Source organism: Streptomyces sp. NBC_01477 (genome assembly GCF_036227245.1).
GTDB lineage: Bacteria > Actinomycetota > Actinomycetes > Streptomycetales > Streptomycetaceae > Actinacidiphila.
Map to the genome: position 1 here is coordinate 3258086 of NZ_CP109445.1, position 11707 is coordinate 3269792.

Sequence of the window (11707 nt, forward strand, 5' to 3'; positions counted from 1 at the left end):
GGGAGAGCGAACCGGCCCGAGGGGGGGAGTTACACCGTACCGCGTCCGGGCCCGCATCTCGCGCGTTACGCGGCAGGAGGAGTGAACGTGATTTCCACGCGGCGGTTCTGCTGGCGGCCGCTTTCGGTGGAATTGTCCGCTATGGGGTAATCCTCACCGTAGCCGCGCACCTGAAATGTGTGGGACGCGTCACCGGCACTGCTCAGCGCCGCCGCCAGCACTTGGTACACCGCCTGCGCGCGCTGCTTCGACAGCGCCTCACCGTGCTCGTCGCTCCCCAGATTGTCCGTGAACCCGAAGACCCGAATGGGTGACGTGACGTGGCGGGTGTTGATGTCCGCCGCGATCGCCTGGATCCTGGAGGTCGCGGACGGCGACAGCGTCGCGCTGTCCCTGGTGAAGACCACCTCCGACTGGAGCGCGTAGGTGACCGTCGAGTTCGACGTCTCCTGCCGCTGCTCCGGCTGGCTCGCCGCGACCGAGGACTCGTCCGTCACCGACACGATGTCCAGCACCTTGGGCGCGGCCAGCGTCGAGCCCTCGGGCAGTTGCAGATTCGGCGACGTCGGATCGATGCGGACCGGAGCGGCGGGCGCCGCGTCGCCCGCCGTCGGCGGCGGATTCGTGTCCGCGAACGCCTGCGGCGCCGCCGCGGCGAGCAGGACGACGGTGAGCGTGAGAGTGGCGGCGGCCGCCGTGCGTTTCATCGGGATCACCCCTCGGAGATGGTGATTTTGGCGGGCGGCATGGTGGGCAGCTCGAACTCCACCTCGGTGGTGGCGGCGGGGGGGGAGGGGAATTGGGCGAAGAAGGGGCGGTTTTCCTTGGGCTCGATACCGGTGAGGCCCATGGTGCACAGGCACATGCCGCCGGTGTCGCGGAGCACGTAGTAGCGCTTCTTGCCCGCCGGGTCCACCAGAACGGCACCCGCCACCGAAGGACCGGACGGCACCAGCTCCGTTTCAAGACCGCGCCAGTCGACGGCGTCGAAGGTCTCGTCGCCGTTGTTGGTGATCACACCCTGCACCGTGACAAAGCCGCCCGGGTCGCGAACCGCGGCGTTGATGGTCACCGTCATGCCGGCCTCACCCTTCAGCTGCGCGAGTACCGCGGTCGGGGTGGCCGAGGGCGCGGAGCCGCCCGCGGCGCCGGACGTACCGCCGTGCTTGGACCCCGTACTCGACGACGCCGACGGTTTGTCGTCCTTCTTGCCGGACCCACCGCCGCCGCAGCCCGTCAGCGCGAGTGTCGCAGCCGCTGCGAGCGCGACGGCCAGCGAAGCATGGTGCCACTTCCTCATCGTTCCCCGTTCCTCCACCGCTGGACCGACCGCCTCACTTGCTGAGATGAATCCTGTAGAAGGTCGACAGGTCCAGCGCGAAGCCGCCCGCCGTCGGATCGACCGTCAGGTCGTCGTGGTCGCACGTCAATTTGACGAGCGCTCCCTCAATACCGTCGACAGCACACCGCGGTTCGATGACCGCCGTCGCGAGCGCCGTCGAGTACACGGTCTCGCTGCCCTTCACCACCGACTTGCCCACCGACGACAACGACGTGACCTTTACCGTGAACCCGGGTGCCGAACCGCCTGCGACACCGCAGTCCACCACCTTCGCACCGTTGTCCGACGCATATGCGTACGCCTGTCCGCAGGCGTCATAGACGTCGGTGCCCGACCGCTCCAGCACAGCCTTGACCGCCTGCTCATCACCCGAGGTCAGCGCCGCCAGCACATCGTCGTGCAACTGGTCCCTGGCTTCCCGCGCCGCGGCCAGGGCCGCGGCATCGGCCGCCGTCTGCGTCGTGTTCCGGGAGACGGCGGCCTGCCCGACCGCGAAATACGCGAACGCCAGGAAGAACAGCGCGGAAATCGCGACGATGTAGAGCCCGATCGTCTGTCCGTCGTCGCGCTTGAGGCGCGCCGTTACTTGCCGCCGCCGCCGATCTTTCTGATGGCCTTGAGAATCTGCTTCTCCACCAGGTCGCCGATGCTGGTCGTCGCCAATACCCCGATGATCACCGCGATCACCACCGCGATGCCCAGGTACTCGAAGGACGTCTGGCCGCGGTCCGCGCGGGACGTCAGGTGTCTGGCGGCGCGGTCCGCTCGGGTGCGGAGCCAGAGTTCGGCGTTGGTGTAGCGCTGGAGTGCCCACCTGTTCATGGTTGTTCGCCCCATTCTTTGTCACCTGGCTGGTGATGCGTACGGCGGTGCTCGTGGGTTGCCCGTCGGGGTCGGGGATGGTGGTCACGGCGCACCGCCTCTCGCTGGTGGTCGGTTGTCGTCCGCAGCGGGTTGGTTCGGATTGCAGGTGCAAATATGGTTGCGAATGCAAAGGTACACCCGAACCTCGGGCATCCGCAGCCGGTTGTGCGCCATTCGCCGCGACGGCAAGTGGCGTGTACAGCATGCCGGTTGGTCACCGCGGGTCGCACCCCGATCACCCGTTTCCGAAGACATCGCCGAAGTGGATCTGGGAGCCCATGACGGTGCCGGTGATCAGGAGGATCATGGTGGCGGGGACCAGCAGGACGGTGATGACGCCGGTGGCGCGCGGGACCATGCGGGCCGCGCGGCGGCGGGCGTTCTGGGCCTCGGTGCGGCGCATGTCGGTGGCGATCTGCAGCAGGGTGCGGGCGATCGGGGCGCCCAGCTCCTCGCCCTGCTGGAGGGCGGTGACGAACTGGCCGACCTGGTCGCTGTGGTTGCGCTTGCGGAGCTGGTCGAAGGCGTCCCGGCGGCTGACGCCGACGTCCATCTGGCGCAGGGCGACCCGGATCTCGTCGGACCAGGGGCCGGTGTAGACGGAGTTGACGCGTTCCAGCGCCTGCCGGAAGCCGAGGCCCGCGCTGACGACGACGGCGAGGACGTCGAGGAAGTCGGGCAGGGTGCGTTCGATGTCGTCGCGGCGGCGGCGGACGGCGAGCCAGATGCCCAGGTCGGCCCAGCCCCAGCCGTAGGCGAGCAGCAGCAGGGCGAGGAACCAGCTGCCGCGGGTGAGCAGCACCAGGGCGGACAGGCCGCCGAGGAAGCCGTAGACGGCGCGGCGGGCGGCGTAGCGCTCGACGGTCAGGCCGTGCGGGTGGCCGGCGTGGTCGATCCTGGCCCGCATCTTCGCGATACGGGCCGGGCCCATCATCCGCAGCACGAGCGGCGCCCAGCGGATGCCGAGCCGATCGATGGCGTTGCCGGTGCGGGTGGTGCGGGTGCGGCCGACGTCGAGCGCGAGGGCGAGGTCGTCGGGCAGCTTGACGTCGGCGCGCAGCAGCCCGACCGCGTGCACGACGCCGAACGCGCAGACGGCCAGCGCCAGCGCGAGTCCGAGGCCGATGAGAGTCATTCCGGGCTCCTCGTGGGCCGGTTGGCCGGCCGTCTGGTCCAGCCGGCCGCCACCGCGGCCGTACGCCCAGCTGTACGACCCGCCGTACGCCTGCTCGTCGATCCGGCCGCCACGTCGGCCGTACGCCCGGTCATACGTCGATCCTCGACATGCGGCGGATCAGGACGAAGCCGAGCGTGTACAGGCCGAGCGCGATGATCACGCAGATCCGGCCGATCGTGGAGCCGGTCATCGCGCTGAGCGAGCCCGGCATGATCCGGTCGAGCAGGAAGAGCGAGCCCAGGCCGATGACGGGGACCGCGTAGGCGGTGACGGTGACCTGGGACATCTGGGTACGGATCTCGCGCCGGGTCTCCTTGCGCTCCTCCAGGGTGACGGTGAGGTTGCGCAGCGACTCCACGACCGAGCCGCCGGCCCGGCTGGAGAGCACCAGGGTGGAGACGAGGACGATCAACTCCCGGCTCGGAAGGCGCTGTTGCAGCTCGCCGAGGGAGTCCTCGACGGAGTGCCCCATGGCCATGGCGTCGGCGACCTGCCTCAGCTCCTCGCCTGCGGGCGCGTCCAGCTCCTCCGCGGCCATCGACACGGCGGTACGCAGGGCGAGTCCGGCCTGCGTGGCGTTGGCCAGGACACGTGCCAGGTCCGGGAGTTGGGCGATGAAGCGCTCGGTACGGATCCGGCGGCGCCAGCTGAGGAAGGAATAGGCGGCCCAGCCGGCGATCAGCGCGGCGATCGGGCCGAAGAAGGGCGCGAGCAGCGCGGCGGCGGCCACCCAGGAGCCGGCCACCAGGCCGACCACCGCGGCGGTGAACTGCCCGGGGGTGAGGTCGGTGCCGGTGGCGGCGAGCCCGCCGGCCAGCCGGCGGCCCCAGACGTAGCGGCGTACCCGGCGGTCGAGCCAGGCGAAGGCGACCGGCGGCCCGCCGAGCCCGGTGTCCTCGCCCGCCTCGGCGGCGAGCCGTTCGACCAGCGCGGCCCGGTCGGCACGGCCGCCGCGCCAGGCGTGCAGGCCGCCCACGGCGAGCGCGAGGGTGACCACGGTGGCGCCGAGCACCAGCAGCGGGTAGGGGCCGGCGGCGAAGTTCCGGCCGGCGGCGGCGAGGACGGCGTGCGGCGGTCCCGCGGGGGTCAAGGTGCCCGGCGGCAGCGTCATTTCGCCTCCCGGCTTTCGAGTTCGAGTTCGCTGGCGCCGATACCGAACGCGGCGGGGACGTGCTCGCCCGCGAGGTAGAGGCGCTCGCCGATCTCCCGCGGCAGCGGGCGGTGTTCGTACCAGCCGCGGACGATGCGGTCGACGCCGAGCGGCTCGACTCGGAAGCGGGTGGCGGAGGTGAGCTGGAAGACGTTGCGGCCGTGCGAGGAGAGGACGGCGATCTCGGCGATGCGGCGGGTGCCGTCGATGTGCCGGTGCAGCTGGACGAGGACGTCGACGGCGCTGTTGATCTGGTCGCGCAGCGCCTCGAAGGGGATCTTGACCTCGCTCATCGACGCCAGGGTCTGGAGCCGGAGCACCGCGTCCTCCGCGGAGTTGGCGTGCACGGTGGCCAGCGAGCCGTCGTGGCCCGTGGACATCGCCTGGAGCATGTCGAGCGTCTCGCCGCCGCGCACCTCGCCGACGATGATCCGGTCGGGCCGCATGCGCAGCGAGTTGCGTACCAGGTCGCGGATGGTGATCCGGCCTTCGCCCTCGACGTTGGGCGGCCGGGACTCCAGCCGGATCACATGCTCCTGCTGCAACTGGAGTTCGGCCGCGTCCTCGACGGTGATGATGCGCTCACCGTCGGGGATCAGCCCGGACAGCGCGTTGAGCAGCGTCGTCTTGCCCGAGCCCGTGCCGCCGCTGACGATGATGTTGCACTTGGCGCGGACGAACGAGGACAGCAGCAGCAGCATGTGCTCGTCGAGCGTGCCCAGGCCGATGAGTTCCTGGAGCGTGTACGCGCGCGGGAAGCGGCGGATGGTGAGGGTGGGCCCGGTCAGGGACAGCGGCGGGATGACGACGTTGACCCGCTCACCCGAGGGCAGGCGGGCGTCGACCATCGGATTCGACTCGTCCACACGGCGGTTGACGGTGGAGACGATGCGCTCGATGGTCTGGAGCAGCTGTTCCTCCGAGGAGAAGCGGGCGGCGACGGCCTCGACCCGGCCGCCGCGTTCGACGTAGATCCGGTTCGGGCCGTTGACCATGATCTCGGTGACCGACGGGTCTTCGAGCAGCGGTTCGAGGATGCCGAGGCCCAGCGCCTCGTCCACCACCCGGCGGATCAGCGCGGCCCGCTCCGCGGTGGACAGCACCGGGCCCTCGCGGCTGATGATGTGGCCGAGCACCCGCTCCAGGCGGGACCTGCGCTCGGCCGCCGGGAGCGCCGACATCTCGGCGAGGTCGATCTCCTGGAGCAGCTTGGCCCGGTAGACGGCGACCAGGTTGCTCTCGTCGGACTGGGGGGTGGCCTCTTCGACGGTGAGGCGGGCGCGCAGGCTCATGGGGTGGTGTCCTCCTTCGGCATGGTCGCGGTACGCGACACGGGTCCGAAGAGGTGCACTCCGGGGAGGACGGAGGGGACGCGGACGCTGGCCTCCGCCTTGATCGTGGCCTCGTCGTTCTGCGGGAAGCCGATCGTGGCGGTCAGCCAGTCGCTGACCGCGTCCTGCCCGGCCTGCCGCCCGGCGGCGACGCCCCCGTCCGGGTCGGGCAGCGCGGCGGTCCGCGCGGCGGTACGGGCTGCCGTGCCGGCCTGCTCACCGCAGTAGGCCACGAGGCCGAGCTGGACGCCGGCGAGGGCGATGAGCATGAGGAACGGGACCATCCCGAGGTATTCGAGCGAGGCGACCCCTCGGTCGCGCCAGGCCCCGCGCCGCCCCCGCGCGAGGTGGTGCCCCTCGGGGGCACGCGGGCGGACCAGGGGCCTGAGGAACGGCGCCCCCGTCCCCCCACGACCGTGGCGGGGCGACGACCGCCACCACCCCAGGGGCGCGAGGAACTGCGCGAGCAGCCCCCGCCCACCGTCACGTGCGGACGCACCGCCACCACCCCGGGGGCGCGGGGAACAGCGCGGCCGGCCCCCGCCGGGGCGTGGGCCGCCACCGGCCCGCAGGGTCTCTTCGGTCCGCCCCGGACCACCGGCCGGTGGCCGGCTGAGCGCGCAGTTCCCCGCGCCCCTGGGCGGCACCCCCTTCCCGAAGAGGGCGCCCCAAGCCCGCGGCAGCGGAAGGGCACCCCCAGCCGCACCGGCACCCCGGCCCCGCGGCAGCGGAAGGGCACCCCCAGCCGAAGGGGAACCGCGGAAAAGTGTGGGGGTCATGGGGCCGGCCTCTCGTCGACCGTTCTGGCGTGGCCCGTCACGTGGAACGGGAAGTCGATCGCGCCGGGAAACAGCACCGGCACCTTCAGCGTGACCTTCGCGTCGATCGTCCCGCCGCCGCGGGTGACGTCGACCTGCGCGTCCCCCGACCACGCGTCGGGCAGATCGCTCTTGGCCGCCGCCTCGCCCGCGCCGCCGGCATCCTCCGCCACCGCGGCCGCCCGCGCGGCCTCGTCCGCGGCGTTGCCGGCCAGGGTGAAGGTGTAGCCGGCCAGGACCGCCTGCCAGACCAGGATCAGGGTGACCAGGATGATCGGGGTCATCCCGAGGGTCTCCAGGGTGACCTGGCCGCGGTCGCCGCCGCCGCGGCGGGACTTCTTGCCGCGGACCGGGGGGAGCGTGGCGCCGGTGACCAGGCCCAGCTCGCCCGCCAGGGTCCAGATGCCGGCCTTGACGGTGGAGCGGGCGTCGAGGTCGTGGAGGCGGCCGGCGTCGATGACGGGCTGGAGCTCGCGGAAGGCGGCGGGCACGACGGACGCGGCGACGCGGGTGCCGGTGATGCGGCCGATCAGGGTCGGCTGGATCTCGCTGCCGCGGGTGTGGCGGTTGACGACGGTGGTGGTGTCCTGGGGCTTGCGTATCTGGAGCCGGTCCCACATCCGCACCATGCGCTTGGCGGCGCGGACGGCGACGACGTCGGGGGTGGTGACCAGGACCGCGGTGTCGGCGACTTCGACGGCGGCGGCGTTCGCGCTGGTCATCTGGGTGCCGCAGTCGACGACGACGACCTCGTAGCGCTGCCGCAGCGCGGTCAGGACGAGGCGGGCGGCGCGGTCGGAGACCTCCTCGCCGCGTTCGCCGTCGGCCGGGGCGAGCAGCAGGGCGGGGCCGGACTCGTGGACGTACATGGCGTCGTGCAGGACCCGGGAGGACACGTCGGCGATGTCGGCGAGGTCGGCGACCGAGCGGCGGAACTGCACATCGAGGTAGGAGGCGATGTCGCCGCCCTGGAGGTCGAGGTCGACCAGGGCGGTGGAGCGGCCGGAGGCGTGGGCGGCGAGGGCGAGGTGGATGGCGGTGACGGTGGTGCCGACGCCGCCCTTGGCTCCCGCGACGGCGATCAGCGTGCCGCCGGCGATCGTGGGCAGGGCTGCGCGCTGCGGGCCGAGGTGGCGGCGGACACCGGCGGCCCAGGTGGCGGCGGCGTCGACGCGGACGCCCAACTCGTCGTAGGACAGCGGGAGTCCGACGACGCCCCGGGCGCCGGAATTCATCGCGGCGGCCAGTGCGGCGGGGCCGGGGTCGGCGGTGAGCAGGACGACGCCGACCGCGGGGAAGCGCAGCGCGATGTCGCGGACCAGGTCGAGCGCGGGCATCGGGCCGATCGTCTCGTGGACGATGACGACCTCGGGCAGTTCCTCGACGCCGGTCTCGGCGGCGCGGGCGAGCAGTTCGAGCAGCGCGGTGGAGTCGTTCAGCGCGGGTGCCGGTTCCGTGCCCGGGAGCTGGCCGAGCAGCCCGAGCAGCGCCCGGGCTGCGTCGGCGTCGGAGGTCGCGGCGACGATGCGTACGGTCACGAACGGCCACCTCCGCCGCTGGCGGTGTCTCCGGACAGGGTGTAGTTGCGCGAGCTGTCCGGCGGGGCTGCGCTGTCGCCGGGAGCGACCAGGGCGAGGCGTACGTGTTCGGCGAACGACTCGGCGTAGGCGACGCGTTGGGCGTCCTCGGCACCGAGCGCGAAGGTGATGGGCACGCCCTCGGCGGACTGCCGCTGGGCGTTGGCGTCCTTGTCGAAGGCCTTGATCTCGCCGACGTCGATGACCTGGGCGCCGGCCACGATGATGCGGGAGAGGTCGGGGTCGGTGTCCTTGCGGCCGGCGAAGGTGGCGAAGATGTTGACCCGGGCGCCCGGGGTGATCTTGCCGGCGACCCCGGTCTCCGCGTCGATCATGATGGCGATCTCCATCTGCCCCGGCCGCAGTTCGGGCCGGGACGCCACCATGTCGCTCTGCAGCAGCGAGCCCTTCTTGAGCGCCACCGCGGCGATCTTGCCCTGCACCTGCCCGAGGTCGCGTATCGCGGTGTCCGGCAGCCAGCGCGACGGGACCTGTATCCGGTGCACGTTGGCGCTGCTGAGCTGCTGGTACGCGGCGATGTCGGAGGACAGTTCGTACGCCGTGACCTTCTCCCCGACCTGCGACCGCGCGTCGTTGACGACGGCGAGCACCCCGGCGAAGGCGGCGACCGCGCAGACGGCGGAGACCACCAGGAGGACGACACCACGGCGCTGACGTGAGTTCATGTGCGGGCGGACCTATCGCTTGTGGGGTTCGAGTTGGGGGCGGCGCGGGGTCTCCACGGCCCGGCTGCCGGGCTCGGCGGCGTGTTTGGCCGGCGCCTGCCGGTCCGCGAGCCGGGTGGCGCAGAACAGGCACTGGTCGCCGATGACTTCGAGCCCGCACCAGGTGCAGGTGTCGCGCCGCACGGAGGTGACGAGCTGGTAGAGCATGCCGACGTCGGCGATGTAGGCGGTGAACTCGACCAGCTTGGCGGTGCCCCACCAGCGGGCCGAGTCCGGCGGCAGCGGCACTTCGCGCAGGTGCTGGGAGTGCCAGGCGGTGGCCAGCGGCCCGGCGATCCAGCCGGGGTCGAGGCCCTTGCCCGCGACGGCGAGCTGTGTCTGGTAGCCCGGTCCCGGCGGGATCGCGGTCGGCTCGGCCTCGCCGAGGTAGGGCTCGGGGTGCGCGAGGACCGCGAAGTGGCGTCCGGGGACCAGGGACTTGACGTGGCTGCCGACGCCGACCGGCACCCGGTCGAGCTTGGCGACCGAGCCGAGCAGCGCGCCGGAGTGCAGGTAGTACGACAGCAGGCGGGCGGCGCCGGCCAGCACGCCGGGCCCGAGGTCGGTGCCGGCCAGCTGCCGCAGCTGCTCGGCGAGCAGCGTTCTGGCCAGTGGCGGCAGGGAGAGCGGCACGATCGCCAACCGGTCGGCCTCCAGGGCCGATCGGACGGTGTGCAGCCGGCGGCGGGCGGGGTCGTCGGCCTCGGCGGGGGCGAGCGCGACGACATGGCCGTGCGCGTCGAGCGCGGCCGAGATCTGCGTCAGCTGCTCCTCCAGCGGAAGTTCGAGGTCTTCCGACGTGACCGTGATGACGCTCGGCATCCGGAACCTCCCTCTTTCCACCGGATCGGGCCGTACAGCCTGGCGATTTCCGCTCGCAGCTTATCGATGTGTAGCGGGCTGGGCGCGCAAAGTTGCGGATCGGCGACTGTGAACGGCGGCTGTCCGCAAGAGGTCTTGACAACCCAATTGGTCTGGACCAACTTTCTTCCTTACCGGACCTTCCCGGTAATCCCTACGGCCTGCCCGGAGGTCCGGGCCACCCGCACTCCCACCACCCCCCAACTCCTTTGCCCCCAGGAGGCAGTCGTGGAACGTGCATCGCACGCGAATCGAGTCAGCCCTGCGCACCGCAGATCAACCGTCAAGCAGCGCACCATCGCCGCGCTCAGCGCGGCGGCGGTGATCGGCGCGGGCGTCGCGGCCGTCACCGTCGGCAGCGCGAGCGCCGCGACCACCAACCTCGTCGCCAACCCCGGCTTCGAGAGCGCCCTGTCGAACTGGAGTTGCACCGCGGGCAGCGGCGCGGCCGTGTCCAGCCCGGTGCACTCGGGAACGGGCGCGCTCAAGGCCACCCCGTCCAGCAGCGACACCGCCCAGTGCTCGCAGACCGTCAGCGTGCAGCCCAACTCCCAGTACACGCTGAGCGCGTGGGTCCAGGGCAGCTACGTCTACCTCGGCGCGACCGGCACCGGCGGCACCGACCCGTCCACGTGGACGCCGAGCGCGTCCGGCTACCAGCAGCTCAGCGTCAGCTTCACCACCGGCGCCAGCACGCGCTCGGTCACCGTCTACACGCACGGCTGGTACGCGCAGCCCGCGTACTTCGCCGACGACGTCACGCTGTCGGGCCCCGGCGGCACCGGCACCACTCCCCCGACGACCCCGCCCACCAGCCCGACCACCAAGCCGCCGACGACCCCGCCGACGACTCCCCCGACCACCCCGCCCACGACACCGCCCACGACCCCGCCGACCAGCCCGCCGGCCGGGAACCTGCCCAAGCACAAGGTCACCGGCTACTGGCAGAACTTCAACAACGGCGCCACCGTGCAGACCATCGCGCAGGTGCAGAGCCAGTACGACATCATCGCCGTCGCCTTCGCCGACGCGACGACCACACCTGGCGCGGTCTCCTTCACCCTGGACCCGTCGCTCGGCTACAGCGTGGCGCAGTTCAAGGCGGACATCGCGGCCAAGCAGGCCGCGGGCAAGAAGGTGATCGTCTCGGTCGGCGGCCAGAACGGCACCATCTCGGTCCGCGACTCCGCCTCGGCCACCAACTTCGCCAACAGCGTCTACACGCTGATGCAGACGTACGGCTTCAACGGGGTCGACATCGACCTGGAGAACGGCATCGACACCACGTACATGCCGCAGGCGCTGCGGGCGCTGAGCGCGAAGGCGGGCTCGGGCCTGATCATCACGATGGCGCCGCAGACCATCGACATGCTCTCGGCGGGCAGCGACTACCTGGCCACCGCGCTGAAGGTCAAGGACATCCTGACCATCGTCAACACCCAGTACTACAACAGCGGTTCGATGAACGGCTGTGACGGCGGCGTCTACAGCCAGGGCTCGGTGGACTTCATCACCACGCTGGCCTGCACCGCGATCCAGGCCGGCCTGTCACCGTCCCAGGTCGGCATCGGCACCCCGGCGTCCACCAGCGCGGCCGGCTCCGGCTACGTCAGCCCGACCGTCGTCAACAACGCGCTGGACTGCCTCGCCAAGGGCACCGGCTGCGGCAGCTACCACCCGTCCACCACCTGGCCCGGCATCGGCGGCGCGATGACCTGGTCGACGAACTGGGACGCCTCGGCCGGCAACACCTGGTCCAACGGCGTCGGCCCGCACGTCCACGCCCTGCCGTAACGGCAGTCCGCCCGGGGGCGCGGCCACCGCGCTCCCGGGCGTACGTCCCTGCGGGCACGCCCCGCGGG

12 protein-coding genes and 1 pseudogene are annotated in these 11707 nt (G+C 71.8%); 1 reads left to right on the forward strand and 12 read right to left on the reverse strand.

What is annotated here, in order from left to right; all coding sequences use genetic code 11:
- Positions 1-65 precede the first annotated feature (65 nt).
- From OHA86_RS13180 to OHA86_RS13230, 12 genes and pseudogenes are all read right to left on the reverse strand, one after another.
- The gene (locus tag OHA86_RS13180; RefSeq protein ID WP_329175209.1) at positions 66-707 is read right to left on the reverse strand and encodes an OmpA family protein; all 642 of its coding nucleotides are present in this window, start codon (positions 705-707) and stop codon (positions 66-68) included.
- Positions 708-712: 5 nt separating this feature from the next.
- A complete protein-coding gene (locus tag OHA86_RS13185; protein ID WP_329175210.1) occupies positions 713-1300 on the reverse strand; it encodes a hypothetical protein in 588 nt (195 codons plus the stop codon).
- Positions 1301-1334: 34 nt separating this feature from the next.
- Positions 1335-1745 (reverse strand): hypothetical protein, encoded by a 411-nt coding sequence (locus OHA86_RS13190; protein WP_329175212.1) that lies wholly within the window; start codon positions 1743-1745, stop codon positions 1335-1337.
- 27 nt (positions 1746-1772) lie between these two features.
- Positions 1773-2006 (reverse strand): annotated as a pseudogene (locus OHA86_RS36045) (pilus assembly protein TadG-related protein); the annotation flags it as partial.
- Entirely contained in the window at positions 1925-2164 is a 240-nt protein-coding gene (locus OHA86_RS13195) for a hypothetical protein (protein WP_329175214.1), read from the reverse strand. The gene OHA86_RS13195 and the pseudogene OHA86_RS36045, both read right to left, overlap by 82 nt.
- Positions 2165-2441: 277 nt before the next feature.
- Positions 2442-3332 (reverse strand): DUF5936 domain-containing protein, encoded by an 891-nt coding sequence (locus OHA86_RS13200; RefSeq protein WP_443071984.1) that lies wholly within the window; start codon positions 3330-3332, stop codon positions 2442-2444.
- Between the two features lie 139 nt (positions 3333-3471).
- Positions 3472-4494 (reverse strand): type II secretion system F family protein, encoded by a 1023-nt coding sequence (locus tag OHA86_RS13205; RefSeq protein WP_329175218.1) that lies wholly within the window; start codon positions 4492-4494, stop codon positions 3472-3474.
- Entirely contained in the window at positions 4491-5825 is a 1335-nt protein-coding gene (locus OHA86_RS13210) for a CpaF family protein (protein WP_329175220.1), read from the reverse strand. Before OHA86_RS13210 ends, OHA86_RS13205 begins: the two co-directional genes overlap by 4 nt.
- A complete protein-coding gene (locus tag OHA86_RS13215) occupies positions 5822-6148 on the reverse strand; it encodes a pilus assembly protein (RefSeq protein WP_329175221.1) in 327 nt (108 codons plus the stop codon). Before OHA86_RS13215 ends, OHA86_RS13210 begins: the two co-directional genes overlap by 4 nt.
- Before the next feature lie 491 nt (positions 6149-6639).
- Complete coding sequence (locus OHA86_RS13220) at positions 6640-8220, reverse strand: AAA family ATPase (protein ID WP_329175223.1); 1581 nt, start codon at positions 8218-8220, stop codon at positions 6640-6642.
- Positions 8217-8945 (reverse strand): Flp pilus assembly protein CpaB, encoded by a 729-nt coding sequence (cpaB, locus tag OHA86_RS13225; protein ID WP_329175224.1) that lies wholly within the window; start codon positions 8943-8945, stop codon positions 8217-8219. Before cpaB ends, OHA86_RS13220 begins: the two co-directional genes overlap by 4 nt.
- A 12-nt stretch (positions 8946-8957) precedes the next feature.
- Positions 8958-9806, reverse strand: coding sequence for a hypothetical protein (locus OHA86_RS13230; RefSeq protein WP_329175225.1), 849 nt, complete (start codon positions 9804-9806; stop codon positions 8958-8960).
- 267 nt (positions 9807-10073) lie between these two features.
- On the opposite strand from OHA86_RS13230, the gene OHA86_RS13235 reads away from it, so the two are divergent.
- Positions 10074-11639, forward strand: a complete 1566-nt coding sequence (locus OHA86_RS13235; protein ID WP_443071719.1) for a chitinase — start codon at positions 10074-10076, stop codon at positions 11637-11639.
- Positions 11640-11707: the final 68 nt, after the last annotated feature.

Excerpts from the sequence above, each read along its gene's own strand:
- OHA86_RS13180 (WP_329175209.1), bottom strand. The coding sequence starts at position 707 with ATGAAACGCACGGCGGCCGCCGCCACTCTCACGCTCACCGTCGTCCTG.
- OHA86_RS13185 (WP_329175210.1), bottom strand. The coding sequence starts at position 1,300 with ATGAGGAAGTGGCACCATGCTTCGCTGGCCGTCGCGCTCGCAGCGGCT.
- OHA86_RS13195 (WP_329175214.1), bottom strand. The coding sequence starts at position 2,164 with ATGAACAGGTGGGCACTCCAGCGCTACACCAACGCCGAACTCTGGCTC.
- OHA86_RS13205 (WP_329175218.1), bottom strand. The coding sequence starts at position 4,494 with ATGACGCTGCCGCCGGGCACCTTGACCCCCGCGGGACCGCCGCACGCC.
- OHA86_RS13210 (WP_329175220.1), bottom strand. The coding sequence starts at position 5,825 with ATGAGCCTGCGCGCCCGCCTCACCGTCGAAGAGGCCACCCCCCAGTCC.
- OHA86_RS13215 (WP_329175221.1), bottom strand. The coding sequence starts at position 6,148 with ATGGTCCCGTTCCTCATGCTCATCGCCCTCGCCGGCGTCCAGCTCGGC.
- cpaB (WP_329175224.1), bottom strand. The coding sequence starts at position 8,945 with ATGAACTCACGTCAGCGCCGTGGTGTCGTCCTCCTGGTGGTCTCCGCC.
- OHA86_RS13230 (WP_329175225.1), bottom strand. The coding sequence starts at position 9,806 with ATGCCGAGCGTCATCACGGTCACGTCGGAAGACCTCGAACTTCCGCTG.